Genomic DNA, 13,049 nt, shown 5'->3' with positions numbered 1-13,049 from the left:
GGACTACGCCCGGGTGCGGGCACACCGGATGCCGCAGGTATTCATCGTCGGCAACGTGGTCGCCGACCTCATCCACCTGCTCGCCGAGCTGGTCGACAATGCGACCTCGTTCTCCCCGCCGCAGTCACGCGTGGAGGTCAGCAGCAACGTGGTCGGCAAGGGGGTGGCGATCGAGATCAGCGACCAGGGCATGGGCATGCCGCCCGAGGAACTCGAGCGCGCCAACGAGATGCTGCGTAATCCACCGGATTTCGGCGTCGCGACACTGTCGGCGAATTCGCGTCTGGGATTGTTCGTGGTCGCGCAGCTCGGTGTACGCCACGGCATCTCGGTGCGCCTGGCCGAATCCGAGTACGGCGGCATCCGCGCCATCGTGCTGGTGCCGACCACCGTCGTGGCCACGGATGCACCCGTCAGCGATCACGTCCCGGAGCGATTCGGTGGTCGGCGTGAGGCCCTGATGACCAGTGAGATGCCCGCCCTGGGTTCGTCCGAATCGGCCGCTGCCGCAACCGGTGTCGCCACATTGGCACCGCCGCCACCGGCTCCCGGCGCGGTGCGCCCGCAGCCGCCGGCGCTGCCGTCGCAGGCTCAGGCCTGGTCGGAATCCGGCGGCCCGCGGGCCTGGGCGGACTCGGTGGGGTCGGAACAGACCGGCACGCTGCCGGGTGCCGAGCCGACCGGTCGCCATGTCGCGCGTCCGCGGCACGAGCGCGCCACTCCGGCCACCGAACCGGAGTCCCGCACCGGCTCCCGGCCCGCGCCCGGCACCGGCGGTCGCCCGCCGTTGCCCCGCCGGCGCCGACAAGCCAGTCTCGCACCGGAACTGGCGCACGACCCCGAACCCGACGCATCCGCCGAGCCCGACGGGCAGCAGCGTGCGCGCTCGGCGGAACAGGCTCGGGATCTGATGTCCGCCATCGAGAACGGAACCAGACAGGGCCGGCGTTCGCAGTCGCAACCCGGCCACCCCATCGGGGACGAACAGGAAGGCGAAGGTGACTTCTTCCAACGCAGGTGATCTGAACTGGCTGCTCGACGATCTGGTCGATCGCCTGGCCGGTGTGCGCTACGCGGTAGTGCATTCCACCGACGGGCTGCTGCTGGGCCGATCCACGACGATGAGCCGTGAAGATGCCGAACACTTCGGTGCCATGTCGGCAACCTTGTACGGGCTCGCTCGCAGCGCCGGACACCGCTTCGACGGCGGTGGCGTTCGTCAGGCCGTCATCGAACTCGACCGTGCAGTACTGTTCGTCACGGCGGCCGGTAGCAATGCGTGTATCGCATTGCAGGCCAACGACAACGCGAATCTGGGTATGGTGGCCTACGAAATGAATCTCACCGTACAGCGCGTCGGCAACTATCTGTCCACGGATCCCCGTCACGGCCTGGCCGAACACGTGGAGCACAGATTGTCATGACACGCATAGGTCAACCGTGGTTCGACGACGCAGCGGGCCCGTTGGTCCGGCCGTACGCCGTAACGCGGGGCCGCACCATGGGGGCGGGACACGATCTGGATATGCTTACCCTCGTGGTGACCGTGTCCCCCGCTCCGCCACTGCGGCGCGCCGAACCGGAATACGCGGAAATCGTCCAGCTGTGCCGATCTCCGTTGTCGGTAGCCGAGGTCTCGGCGTGGCTGCGGTTACCCCTGGCGGTGACCAAGATCCTCGTAGGTGATCTCATCGCCGAGGGCCTGCTGAACTTCCGTGCTCCCGCCGGCACCGAATCCGACAACGACACTGCCGGTCTCGGTGAGCTGAACATCTTGCGAGCAGTACTCGATGGAATCCGAAAGCTGTAGAACACCGTGCCTGATAATTCGTCCCATGCCGACCTGGCTGCCTCGGTCAAAATCCTCGTAGCCGGCGGCTTCGGCGTCGGTAAGACCACGATGGTGTCCTCGATCAGCGAGATCGCACCGCTGCGTACCGAGGAAATGATCACCGAATTGTCCACCGGCATCGACGATTTGTCGGGCGTGGAGGGCAAGACCACCACCACGGTGGCACTCGACTTCGGTCGCATCACCATCGACCAGAGCCTGGTGCTGTATCTGTTCGGCACCCCCGGACAGGACAGATTCTGGTTCCTGTGGGACGAATTGGCGCGCGGTGCCCTCGGCGCCGTGGTCATCGCCGACACCCGACGGCTGGAGAACTCCTTCGCCGCGATCGACTTCTTCGAGCGCCGCGGTCTGTCCTTCGCCATCGCGGTGAACTGCTTCGACAGCGCACCGGTCTACACCACCGAGGAGGTCCGTGAGGCACTCGACCTCGACGGGAACATCCCCGTGGTGCTCTGCGATGCGCGAGACCGCAATTCGTGCAAGACGGTGCTGATGACCCTCGTCGAGCACCTGATTGCTCGCGCTACGACCTCGGTGGCCTGAGCGGAACGTCCACTTCCGCGAAACTGCCGATCCAGCGGTGCGGTGGGCGTGGGGCGTTCGGCTCCCCCGTGCGGCTGACGCCGATCGCCTGCCACCCCGCCGCCGCCGCCGCATCCAGTTCGTCCGGGTGATCGGACAGAAACAGGATCTCGGCAGCAGGCACGCCGATCGCGGCGCCGATCCGGTGGTATGACCGGGACTCCCGCTTGGCGCCCGCATTGGCCAGATCGAACCAGTCCCCGATCAGTGAGGCCAGTTCGCCCCCGCGCGCGTACGCGAACCAATCCTGTTGATTGCGAACCGAACCCGAGGAATACACAGACAGCACGATCCCGGCGGCATGCCAGGCACGCAGGACAGCAGGTACGTCCTCGAAGAATTCGCCGTGCAGGTCGCCGGCCCGGAAGCCGTCCGCGCAGATCAGCCCCTGCGCAGCTTTCAGCGGCGCGGCCTTGACGTCGGAATCCAGCCAGTCGCGCAGGATCTCTGCGATCTCCTGCACCCCGGCATCGCCGCGCTCGGCCAGCTCACGGGTCTGTTCGAGGACAGCGGCGGCGACATCGGTTCGATGGTCGGCCAGCCACTGCGGCAGCCGCCTGCGGGTATAGCCGTAGAGATCCTCGCGCACGGCACGGGTCGGACTCGTGGTCCCCTCGATATCGAGGACGATGGCGCTGATCACGAGGCGAGCTGATCCAGGCTCGGGAACTTCTCGGCGATGCGGTCACCGGTGAAATCACCGACCCAGCCGTCGGCCTCCTCGAAGAACCGGATGGCGACGAAATCCGGCCGAGCACCCATATCGAACCAGTGCCGGGTGCCGGCCGGAACCGACACCAGATCGCCTGCCTCGCATACCACCGCGACGACTTCCGGTTCCAGGTGCAGATAGAAGCAACCGCGACCCGAGACGAAGAACCGCACCTCGTCCTCGCCGTGGCGGTGTTCGGACAGAAACTTCTCCCGGGCCGCACGGGCGCGATCGGGCCACTGCGGATCGGTATCGTCGGGATGGATGCGCGCGACATCGATATGGCGGTAGCGCTCGTCGGCGTCGAGTTCACCGATTCGCTCGCCGTAGTAGCCGAGAATCTCGTCGGTGGAGATCTCGGCGGTGATCGGCGTGGCGGGCCATCGGTCGAACAGCACTCCGCGCAGCGCGAGTTCGGCCGCGATACGTTCGGGATCGGTGGTGTGCAGGCGAATGTCGTCCGGATCGGTGTCGGCGGCGATCTGCACCAGGGTCATTGCGCTTGCTCCTCGAAGATGCGGGTGGTGATGTCGTGACGTCCGGTGAGCGAGGCGAGTTCGCACAGTGCTTCCAGGCATTCCGCGCGGTCGCGGGCCTGTGCGAGATCGGTACCCCACGCCGTGATGCCGTGGCCGGCGATGCACAGTACCGGAGGCGCGGTCGGATTCGCATCCAGATATCGCGCGACATCCGTGCCGATCTGCGCGACCTCGCGGTGGTTGGCGAAGACCGGGACGTCCACGGTCTCCCCGCCGGCGAGCCCCTTGATCAGTTCGAATCCGCCGAAGCGCAGTGTCGTCGCGCCGTGACACGTGGCGGCGGTGGCGTGTGGCGAATGCACGTGCACGACTGCGCCCGCATCGGTGCTGCGGTATATCGCGGTATGGATCGTGGTTTCCGCGGACGGACGCCGGGCCCCGGTAACGACTTCCGCGTCGTCGATACGCACCCGGACCATATCGGCCGGCGACAGCTGCCCCTTGGACAGACCGCTTCCGGTGATCACGGCAGCGGCACCGTCGCGGGCGGAGATGTTTCCCGCGGTGCCCGGCATCCAGCCGCGGGCGTAGAGTTCCGCCGCCACGGCCGCGATGTCCGCACCGAGTACCGTCTCGGCGGTCCGGTCGGCCGCCGCAGCCACTTCCGGGTGCTCGCCTCCCCCACGGGACTCGGGCGACGACGGTGCAGGGGACGCATCCTCGATCAAACCGTTCTCGGTGACGACCGCGGTGACCAGTTCCGGCGGTGTGACGTCGAACGCCGGATTGAAGACCTCTGTCCCGGCCGGCGCTGCCACATAGTCGCCGATGGTCGTGATCTCGTCTGCGCCACGCTGTTCCACGATGATCTCGGCACCGGTCGCGGTCGCGATGTCCCGACTGGATTCGGGTGCCACCACGATGAACGGGATGCCGTGATGACGCGCGGCCAAAGCCAGCCCGTAGGTGCCGATCTTGTTGGCGACCGCCCCGTCGGCGGTGATGCGGTCGGCCCCCACGATCACGCAGTCGACCTGCCCGGTGGCCATCGCCCACGCCGCCGCCGAATCCACGGTCAGCCGGTGCGTGATGCCCGCTTCCGCCAGTTCCCAGGTGGTCAGTCGCGCACCCTGCAGCAACGGCCGCGTCTCGTCGACCAGCACGCTGTCGACCGCGCCGCGCGCGTGCAGGACGCGCAGGGCGCCGATCGCGGTGCCGAAAGCGGTGGTGGCCAGGCGGCCGGTATTGCAATGGGTCAAGATCCGCAGCGGCCGAGCGGGACACAGCCTTTGGACCAGGTCGGCAGCGTGACCTGCCGCGGCGCGATTGACACGACCGTCTTCGTCGAGCATCGCCCGAGCCTCCGCCAGCACGGCCTCCGGGCCGCCGGGCAGCTGTACCAGGGCCCGGCGCACACCCCAGGACAGGTTGACCGCAGTGGGCCGTGCCGCCTCGATACGCACGGCCTCGGCCTCGACTCGCGCTGTGTCGCCGCCATGTTCCCGGGCGGCCAGCGCGACACCGAAGGCCGCGCACACACCGATCGCCGGTGCACCCCGCACAGCAAGTGTGGCGATCGCGTCGATCACCTGGTCGACCGTGGTGAGACGCAGCGTGCGGACCTCGTGCGGCAGTGCGCGCTGATCGATCGTGACCACGGCACCGTCGACCCAACTGATCGAACCTTCACCCATTCCGTGCAACACCCTCACCACACTCGACTGGTTGTCCACTGAAACGGTAGCGAATCAGGACTCGTCGGTGTGCACCAGGTTTGTCCTCTTCCGGATCGGATCCCCGCAGCTCACCGTGGTCGGGCGGTGCGCTGCACATTCCGGATGAGAGTGCATTCGCTGCACGATTGCATCCGATGCGTATTCGCCCCGCGGGCGTGGAAGCACACCGGCCGGTCAGGCACCGCCGAAGGCGAGCGTGACGTTGTGTCCCCCGAAGCCGAAGGAGTTGCTCAGCGCGTGGGCGATGCGCTGTGGCCGGGCCGTGCCGTGCACGATGTCGAGATCCACATTCGGGTCCGGATCGTCGAAGTTCAGTGTGGGTGGCACGGATTCGCCGGCGATCGTGCACAGCGTGAGAATCGCCTCCAGCGCGCCTACCGCACCGATCGAATGACCGAGAGCGGACTTCGGCGCGTATACCGAAGCATGCGGGGCCACCGCGGCGATGGCATTGGCCTCGGAGGCATCGCCGACCGGCGTCGAGGTCGCGTGGGCGTTGACGTGATCGATATCGGACGGGACGAGCCCGGCGGCCGCGATCGCCTTGCGCATCGCCCGCGCGGCTCCGGCGCCGTCGGGTTCGGTTCCGGTGATGTGATAGCCGTCGGAGGTGATGCCGGCCCCGAGTACCCGCCCGTGCACGCGCGCTCCACGGGCCCGGGCGAACTCCTCCGATTCGAGTACCAGCAGCGCGCCGGCCTCGCCGAACACGAAGCCGTCCCGGTCACGGTCGAAAGGTCGTGAGGCCAGGGCCGGTTCGGCGTTGCGGGTACTCATCGCCCGCATCATGGCGAAGCTCGCGATCGGGACCGCCTCGATGTATCCCTCGACGCCACCGGCGATCACGACATCAGCCTCGCCGGTGCGGATCAGTCGCCATGCGTGTGCGATCGCCTCGGCACCGGACGAGCACGCCGAGGTCGGCGCGTAGACGCCCGCCTTCGCCCCGAACTCGAGGCCTACCCGGGCAGCAGGGCCGTTCGGCATCACCATCGGGACGGTCAGGGGTGGGACCTTGCGGTAGCCGCCCTCGCGCATCGCGTCGACGGCGGTCATGAAGGCATCGCCGCCGCCGAGCCCGGTGCCGATCGCGACGCCGAGGCGTTCGGGGTCGGTGTCCGGCGCTCCGGCGTGTGCCCAGACCTGCCGGCCGAGGACCAATGCGAGTTGCTGGACGTAGGAGTGCCGGCGCTGCTCGATCCGGGTGAGATGTTCGCCCGGCTGTTCGGTGAGCCGTCCACCGATGCGTACCGGCAGGTCGTAACGCGTGACGAAGTCGTCGGTCAGCGGGCCGATTCCGCTCTTGCCGGCCAGTAGTGCCGCCCAGGTGCTGTCCAGATCCGGTCCGAGGCAGGTGGTGGTGGCCATCCCGGTCACGACGACGTCAACCGGTGTTTGTGTAGCGTTTGTTACACTCATGGCTTGTATGAATACCCGTAGCGACCGCTACAGTCAACAGGTGCCCAGACCCGTGAACCAGGACCGGCGCGCCGAACTACTCGCCGGGGTCATCGCCTATATCGGCGAATACGGACTGATCGAGCTGTCGCTGCGCCCGCTGGCCGACTACCTCGGCACCAGCTCTCGCATGCTGATCCACTACTTCGGCACCAAGGAGCAGATGCTGGTCGCCGCGCTCGAGACCCAGCGTCCGGATATCGTCGGCATGTTCGCGGGCGTGCCCGACCTTCCCTCCTTGCGCCGCAAGCTCATCGAATCGTTCAGTGTGAACATCACCTCTGAATGGATGGCCAGCACACGGGCGCTTCATCAGGTGCTGGGCGCGGCGACAGTGCCCGGAAGTCCCTTCGCGAGCTACGCCGAGGACGTCGTGAGCACGTTGGTCGCCGCACTCGCCGACGCGCTACGTGAGCTGGAGCCCACGGTCCCGGACCCGGAATCGACCGCGACCGTTCTCGTTTCCGGTGTGCGCGGGCTGCTACAGCACAGAATGCTCACCGGCGACACCGCTCGGGTGTCGCGAGCGGCCCGGCTACTGATCACTCAATCGCTGAGTGTTGTGAGCGCCGGTGAATGACGTTCCGAGCCGCCTCGGGACAGCTGAAACAGGTTTCAGTATGGTTGTCCGCATGGCATTCGTGATCGATGAAACGGTGGAGATCGCCGCCCCCGCGCCGGTGGTGTGGAAGGTCCTCACGGACTTCGCGAAGTATGGCGAATGGAATCCCTTCGTGCTCCGGTGCAACAGCACTCTGGAGCCTGGAGATCCGATCGATATGCGGGTGCGCCTGGTGGGGCCGAAAGCGTTCCCGCAGCGGGAATACATTCGTGACCACATCCCCGGTGTGGAATTCGGCTACCGGATGAAGCCTGTACCGGGTGGCATGCTGCACAGTCTGCGCACTCACACCGTGACTCCGCTCGGTGACGGCCGTTGCCGCTATCGGTCACATTTCGAACTGGCGGGCCACCTACAGCCGGTCGTGACTGCTCTGCTGGGCACCGCGCTGCGCCGTGGCTTCGGACAGATGACAGCAGCGGTCGGACCGCGCGCCGAATCTGTGGGTTAGTCCGCCGGTTCGGCTTCGAACGGGACGACATTGCCGGCGGCGTCGCGATTGCCGCGCTGCGCCTCGATCGCGGCGACCAGCTCGTTCACATCGTTCCAGGTGCGGGCCGGGTCGCCGTCGAGATTGCCGATGTGATACCAGATTTCGGTATCCCGATAGCGCACCAGCCCTGTGCCCCGCTCGTCCACGCGGACATCGAGCTCCCCGGACACCGTCCCTTCCTCGTCGGTCATGACGGCGGCCTTACCGGTGATTTCGATGATGTCGCCTATGTGAACTCTCCTCGCTCGACGCAGTCGCCGACTGCGGTCCGCAATGCGGTCTGTTCGTCCAGGTCGATCGTGAGGCCGTACTTTACCTTGATTCGGATATAGCGCTGCACATATTCACACCGGAAGCTGCCCGGCGGCAGGTAATCGGAGGCGTCCTGATCACCTTTCGACCTGTTCGCGGAGGGATCGGACGCGACCAGATTGACGGCGTCGTTGGCGACATTGCGCCGCGTGTCCTCGGAGCCCGACTTCGCCCCGGACCGCCACGCCTCGGCCAACGGCACGATGTGTTCGGCATCGACCCCGGACGGGTTGGTGATCCACTTGTAGGGCTTGAGCTCTCCGGTCTTGCTGTCGAGCACGCCGTAGTGGTCGCGCCAGCCACCGTCCTTGCCGACAGTCAGATCGCAGGTAGCGGGGTCGAGGGTCACCGATCCGGTGGCGTCGCGCAACATCATCACGTCGCGGGTGGTGCATTTGGCATAGTGCGCGAAGGTGTCACCGAAGCCGTGCTCGGGAGTGTTCTTGTCCCAATGCGGAAATTCGTCACGGCTGTAACCGGACATCGACGCTTCCTTGCCCACCTTCAGTTGCGCCAGCAGGCCCTCGACCTCCTTTCCGGACATGGTCGGGGCAGCACCGGAATCGGGTGTCGTTTCCTTGGAATCGTCGAACACGCTGTAGGCGACCGCCAGCACCACGGCCAGCACCACCGGAGCCAGGATGGTGAACAGCCGGCGCAGGCCGTTCGAACCGGATACCTTCATCGCCGAACCTCGATCGCCGCACCACACCCGCATCCCACATACCGCTCCGGGGAGCGAGATCCGTTGCCTGTCGGCACAATTCCGGCAAACCTGCCGACCGGGGGGAACTGAGCTCTTTGTCGGCCACATCCGGGCCGTTCACCATGTGTACTTCTCATCGCCGATACAGAGTGTCAACCCGTACCGGCAAACCGCAAGTGCGCGAGCTCGTTCGACTCGGACCCGGCACACGAAAAACGTCCGGCCGGGTGCAGGGGCACCCGGCCGGACGTTCGGGCTCGGGGTCAGCTGTTGAGCTTGTTCAGTCGCTCGCAGGCTTCGAGGTACTCCTCCATGAGCCGCTGCATGACATCGGAGGTGCGCTCGATCTTGTTCATCTGGCCGACGACCTGGCCGACCGGATTGAAGTTCACGTCCTTGGCGGCCTCCGGGTAACGGTGACCCCGCTTGACGCCGTCGAGGGCGACCATCATCTGCAACGGCATGCCGAGCGGATCCGGGTTCTCCGGGTTCTCCCAGGCGTCGGTCCAGTCGTTGCGGAGCATGCGGGCGGGCTTACCGGTCCATGCACGCGAACGGATGGTGTCGTGACTGCTGGCGTCGATGTAGGTCTGCATCTGTGCCGGCGGCACGTTGGCCTCCTCCACGGTCAGCCAGATGGAGCCGGTCCAGGCACCCGCAGCGCCCATCGCCATCGCCGAGGCGACCTGACGGCCGTTGCCGATACCACCGGCGGCCAGCACCGGCAGATCGCCCACCGCATCGATCACCTGCGGCCACAGCACCAGCGAGGAGATCTCACCGCAGTGCCCGCCTCCTTCGGTGCCCTGGCAGACGACGAAATCCAATCCGGCACGCTTGTGGTTCATCGCGTGCTTGACCGAACCGCACAGCGCGCCGATCAGGCGGCCCGAATTCTGGACCTTCTCGATGATGTCGTCGGGCGGGGTGCCGAGCGCATTGGCGACCAGCTTCGCCTTGGGGTGCTTCAGGATCACGTCGACCTGCGGACCGGCGGTCGTCGCCGTCCAGCCCAGCAACTGCTCGTGATGTTCACCCTCGGGCAGCTTCGGGACGCCGTGGTCGGCGAGAATCTTCTCCGCGAAATCGCGGTGACCCTGCGGAACCAGTTTGGCCAGTTCGGCTTCGAGCTGCGCCGGACTCAGGTCGTCGATGCCCTTGCCCTCGTACTTCGACGGGATGACGAGGTCGACGCCGTAGACGCCGTTGACATGCTCGTCGAGCCAGGCCAGTTCGACTTCCAGTTCCTCGGCGGTGAAACCGACCGCACCCAGTACGCCGATTCCGCCGGCGTTACTCACCGCGGCGGCCACGTCGCGGCAATGGGTGAAAGCGAAGATGGGGACATCAATGCCCAGTCGTTCGCAGATCTCGGTATGCATGGCGGGGTGACTCCTCTGGTCTTCCGGCGCTGGAACTTCGCCACAACACTAGAACACGTTTCATATCCAGACTAGTGTCCGGACAGTAAGTAAGCGAGATCCTGACGGAAAAAGGGGTCGCGATTGGGTGTGATAAGCGCGCGCGGTGTCAAGAGGTGGCGCCCTCACGGAGCGGCCGGCCAGGGCAACATGTTCTAGTTGAGGTGTCGATCCGGTGAGGTGACACCGGTGTCGAGGTCAGCTTTCGGCGGCGCGGGCCAGGAACTGCTTGCGCTCGACGACCGCGCGGCGCACGGTCCCGTCGGCAACGAGACTCGCACCGACATGAACGACGACACGGAAGGTGAGCCGGTCCCCGTCGATCTCCACGAGGCGAGCGCCGACGACGAGCGTCGTTCCGGGCGGACTGGGACGACGGTGCCGCAACGAGACCTCGATGCCGACCGTCGTATGCCCCGAGTGCAGTTTGTCCCGCACTGCCAGCAGGGTGGCGTGTTCGGCGAGCGCGACGACGCGTGGAGTCGCGAGCACATCGACATCGCCGCTCCCGAACGCGGTCGCGGTATCGGCAGCGGTGACCTCGACACTGAATTCGGCCGCCAGGCCGGGCTGCAGCTTCACAATCGCTACCGTAGCGGCATGCGCCCGGGTGCCGCCGGTGATGCGCCGCCCGGGCGAGTTCGGGCACCCTCGCTCATCCGACGGATACGCGTGGGGCCGCACTGCTCAGCAGCCGAAGCGCCGAGAGTGCAACCCACAGCCCACCGACCGTGATGCCGAGCCGCTCGATGAGCCCCGTCGGCCCCCCGTCCATCATTTGTGCGGTCAGGACGAAGGCGATATAGGAGACGGCGAGCAGTGTGCCCGTGAGCATCGAGTACCGGGCCCACCGGCGTCGTCCGAGCATTCGATCGCGCCGTGCGAATACGACGCACGCCGCGATCAGTGAACCGAACTGCACCAGGCCCAGCAGACTGTGAACCGCGCCGTGGACGGTCGTCTCACTCGAGGCTCCCGGTGGATAACCCAGTGACGGGTCGGGAAGGACCGGCCCGATGGCGAGGAAGGTGCAGGCGTACACCCCGAGCAGGATCGGCCCCCAGGTGGAGCCACGCCCGCTGCGCAGCACCAGTCTCGTCCCGACGGCGTAGGCCAGCAGCAGCGTACCGGTGACGATGTAGTTGGTGATCTGCATCCACCCGCCCTCGCCCAGTTCGAGGTTGCTGTCCGGGACGACCCGGGCATCGTAATCCGGACGCACGGCCCCCAGGACGAGCAGGACGACGATGTTGAGTGGTGGGGCGATGACACCGCACGCCAGTAGCGATCCGATCACCGCCGCCGCCGGCGGCTCTCCCGGGCTCGGTGCTGCGGATTCCGTAGGTCTGAGGGTGTCGGTCACGACACATGTCCTCTCGTCGATCGGATGACAGTTCACGTGGTGTGCGGACGACCGCACCGTGAAGGTGAATCCCACTGTCGCCCGGTCGGTCGCCGCGAAGATTGGAAAAATGTTCGCCGAGACCTGGTCGGAGGCACCGGCATCCGCCTCGACAACCGCGCGAGCCGGCCCCGACGGGGTGACGTGCAGCGCGGCACGAAGACCGGCGTAATATCGCACATATGTTCGAGTCGGTCCCGGATGCGGCTGGGGGCGGTGTGCATGCCGCACAGCCCTGCGCGGCGATTCTGCATGCCGATCTGGATTCCTTCTACGCCTCGGTCGAACAGCGCGATGCGCCACATCTGCGGGGCAAGGCGGTGATCGTCGGCGGCGGAGTGGTGCTGGCAGCGAGTTATGAAGCGAAGGCGTACGGGGTTCGTACGCCGATGAATCTGCGACAAGCGCTGCGGCTGTGTCCCCACGCCGTGGTCGTCCCGCCCCGGATGTCGGCCTATACGCAGGCGAGCCGGGCGGTGTTCGACATCTTTCGCGACACCAGCCCGAACGTGGAGGGCCTGTCCATCGATGAAGCGTTCCTCGACGTCGGTGGCTTACGACGCAGTGTGGGCGAACCGGTCGACATCGCCACGCGGTTGCGGGCCCGGGTGCGTTCGGAGGCCGGGCTGCCCATTTCGGTCGGAGTGGCGCGCAGCAAGTTCCTCGCCAAGGTGGCCAGCGCCGTGAGCAAGCCCGACGGTTTGCTGGTGGTGCCGCCGGAGGGCGAACTCGACTTCCTGCATCCATTGCCGGTCGAACGGCTCTGGGGTGTCGGCGAGGTGACCGCCCGGACCTTGCACGAGCACGGCATCAGCCGGATCGGGCAGTTGGCGGACGCCGATCCGCTGGAGTTGCGCGGCCTGCTCGGACGCGCGGCGGGACGGCATCTGTATGCGCTGGCCTGGGCCCAGGATCCGCGGCGGGTAGACAGCGGCCGCCGGCGACGCTCGATCGGGGCCCAGCGCGCATTGGGGAATCGGACCCGTACCGGTGACGAGATCGAGGCCTACCTGCTCGGGCTCGTCGACCGCCTCGGCCATCGGCTGCGCGCGGCACAGCGCAGTTGCCGAACCGTGGTGCTGCGCTTGCGCTTCGGCGATTTCAGTCGTGCCACCCGATCCCGCACGCTGTCCGCAGCCACCGACGACGGCGCGACGATCCTGACTGCCGCGCGCACCCTGCTCGCCGCAGCACGTCCATCGATCGCCGACCGTGGCCTCACTCTCATCGGCGTGGCACTGACAAATCTGCAGAACACCGATCCGCGCCAA

16 protein-coding genes are annotated in these 13,049 nt (G+C 66.7%); 7 read left to right on the top strand and 9 right to left on the bottom strand.

From position 1 onward, the window contains the following. The 4 genes from NV2_RS29840 to NV2_RS29825 form a co-directional block, all read left to right on the top strand. A partial coding sequence (locus NV2_RS29840) for an ATP-binding protein (RefSeq protein WP_245662835.1) occupies positions 1-1,021 on the top strand: 1,021 nt, incomplete at its 5' end. Further along, entirely contained in the window at positions 999-1,424 is a 426-nt protein-coding gene (locus NV2_RS29835) for a roadblock/LC7 domain-containing protein (RefSeq protein ID WP_067882072.1), read from the top strand. The genes NV2_RS29840 and NV2_RS29835, both read left to right, overlap by 23 nt. After that, on the top strand, positions 1,421-1,810 hold the full coding sequence (locus NV2_RS29830; protein WP_067882069.1) for a DUF742 domain-containing protein: 390 nt from the start codon (positions 1,421-1,423) through the stop codon (positions 1,808-1,810). Before NV2_RS29835 ends, NV2_RS29830 begins: the two co-directional genes overlap by 4 nt. Positions 1,811-1,816: 6 nt before the next feature. Further along, positions 1,817-2,398 carry a GTP-binding protein gene (locus NV2_RS29825; protein WP_067882066.1) on the top strand — a complete coding sequence of 194 codons (582 nt, stop codon included), beginning with the start codon at positions 1,817-1,819 and terminating at the stop codon, positions 2,396-2,398. Here NV2_RS29825 and mtnC read toward each other — a convergent pair. The 4 genes from mtnC to NV2_RS29805 all read right to left on the bottom strand — a co-directional run bounded on the left by mtnC (position 2,379) and on the right by NV2_RS29805 (position 6,783). Continuing rightward, complete coding sequence (gene mtnC, locus NV2_RS29820) at positions 2,379-3,080, bottom strand: acireductone synthase (protein WP_067882063.1); 702 nt, start codon at positions 3,078-3,080, stop codon at positions 2,379-2,381. The two genes, NV2_RS29825 and mtnC, sit on opposite strands and share 20 nt — an antisense overlap. Next, positions 3,077-3,646 (bottom strand): 1,2-dihydroxy-3-keto-5-methylthiopentene dioxygenase, encoded by a 570-nt coding sequence (locus NV2_RS29815; RefSeq protein WP_067882060.1) that lies wholly within the window; start codon positions 3,644-3,646, stop codon positions 3,077-3,079. The genes mtnC and NV2_RS29815 overlap by 4 nt, the downstream gene beginning before the upstream one ends. Further along, entirely contained in the window at positions 3,643-5,322 is a 1,680-nt protein-coding gene (locus NV2_RS29810) for a bifunctional S-methyl-5-thioribose-1-phosphate isomerase/methylthioribulose 1-phosphate dehydratase (RefSeq protein WP_067882087.1), read from the bottom strand. Before NV2_RS29810 ends, NV2_RS29815 begins: the two co-directional genes overlap by 4 nt. Before the next feature lie 216 nt (positions 5,323-5,538). Further along, positions 5,539-6,783, bottom strand: a complete 1,245-nt coding sequence (locus tag NV2_RS29805; RefSeq protein WP_067882057.1) for a KasA/KasB family beta-ketoacyl-ACP synthase — start codon at positions 6,781-6,783, stop codon at positions 5,539-5,541. Between the two features lie 40 nt (positions 6,784-6,823). Here NV2_RS29805 and NV2_RS29800 point away from each other — a divergent pair, with 40 nt between their 5' ends. Together NV2_RS29800 and NV2_RS29795 are read left to right on the top strand one after the other, a co-directional pair. Beyond that, positions 6,824-7,402: a TetR/AcrR family transcriptional regulator gene (locus NV2_RS29800; RefSeq protein WP_067882084.1), complete on the top strand. Its 579-nt coding sequence runs from the start codon at positions 6,824-6,826 to the stop codon at positions 7,400-7,402. 52 nt (positions 7,403-7,454) lie between these two features. Further along, the gene (locus tag NV2_RS29795) at positions 7,455-7,895 is read left to right on the top strand and encodes an SRPBCC domain-containing protein (RefSeq protein WP_067882081.1); all 441 of its coding nucleotides are present in this window, start codon (positions 7,455-7,457) and stop codon (positions 7,893-7,895) included. Here NV2_RS29795 and NV2_RS29790 read toward each other — a convergent pair. The 5 genes from NV2_RS29790 to NV2_RS31845 form a co-directional block, all read right to left on the bottom strand. Beyond that, on the bottom strand, positions 7,892-8,128 hold the full coding sequence (locus tag NV2_RS29790; protein WP_084475705.1) for a hypothetical protein: 237 nt from the start codon (positions 8,126-8,128) through the stop codon (positions 7,892-7,894). The genes NV2_RS29795 and NV2_RS29790 overlap by 4 nt on opposite strands. Positions 8,129-8,163: 35 nt before the next feature. Beyond that, positions 8,164-8,934 (bottom strand): HNH endonuclease family protein, encoded by a 771-nt coding sequence (locus NV2_RS29785; protein ID WP_067882079.1) that lies wholly within the window; start codon positions 8,932-8,934, stop codon positions 8,164-8,166. A gap of 284 nt (positions 8,935-9,218) precedes the next feature. Further along, entirely contained in the window at positions 9,219-10,337 is a 1,119-nt protein-coding gene (locus NV2_RS29780; protein ID WP_067882051.1) for a nitronate monooxygenase, read from the bottom strand. Between the two features lie 237 nt (positions 10,338-10,574). Then, complete coding sequence (locus NV2_RS29775; RefSeq protein ID WP_067882048.1) at positions 10,575-10,958, bottom strand: thioesterase family protein; 384 nt, start codon at positions 10,956-10,958, stop codon at positions 10,575-10,577. Positions 10,959-11,031: 73 nt separating this feature from the next. Continuing rightward, positions 11,032-11,739: a DUF998 domain-containing protein gene (locus NV2_RS31845; protein WP_168436192.1), complete on the bottom strand. Its 708-nt coding sequence runs from the start codon at positions 11,737-11,739 to the stop codon at positions 11,032-11,034. A 221-nt stretch (positions 11,740-11,960) separates the two neighbouring features. Between NV2_RS31845 and dinB the strand changes: the two genes are divergently transcribed. Then, on the top strand, positions 11,961-13,049 hold a 1,089-nt coding region (gene dinB / locus NV2_RS29765), incomplete at its 3' end, for a DNA polymerase IV (RefSeq protein WP_067882042.1).

The sequence above is a fragment of the Nocardia vermiculata NBRC 100427 genome, assembly GCF_001613265.1.
In the GTDB taxonomy this organism is placed as follows: Bacteria; Actinomycetota; Actinomycetes; order Mycobacteriales; family Mycobacteriaceae; genus Nocardia; species Nocardia vermiculata.
Note: the sequence above shows the minus strand (reverse complement) of the source record. Positions and strands in the feature narration are given on the sequence as shown.

Bases quoted from the DNA above. Each gene is read 5' to 3' on its own strand.
- NV2_RS29830 (WP_067882069.1), top strand. From the start codon at position 1,421: ATGACACGCATAGGTCAACCGTGGTTCGACGACGCAGCGGGCCCGTTG.
- NV2_RS29815 (WP_067882060.1), bottom strand. From the start codon at position 3,646: ATGACCCTGGTGCAGATCGCCGCCGACACCGATCCGGACGACATTCGC.
- NV2_RS29810 (WP_067882087.1), bottom strand. From the start codon at position 5,322: ATGGGTGAAGGTTCGATCAGTTGGGTCGACGGTGCCGTGGTCACGATC.
- NV2_RS29805 (WP_067882057.1), bottom strand. From the start codon at position 6,783: ATGAGTGTAACAAACGCTACACAAACACCGGTTGACGTCGTCGTGACC.
- NV2_RS29795 (WP_067882081.1), top strand. From the start codon at position 7,455: ATGGCATTCGTGATCGATGAAACGGTGGAGATCGCCGCCCCCGCGCCG.
- NV2_RS29790 (WP_084475705.1), bottom strand. From the start codon at position 8,128: ATGACCGACGAGGAAGGGACGGTGTCCGGGGAGCTCGATGTCCGCGTG.
- NV2_RS29785 (WP_067882079.1), bottom strand. From the start codon at position 8,934: ATGAAGGTATCCGGTTCGAACGGCCTGCGCCGGCTGTTCACCATCCTG.
- NV2_RS29780 (WP_067882051.1), bottom strand. From the start codon at position 10,337: ATGCATACCGAGATCTGCGAACGACTGGGCATTGATGTCCCCATCTTC.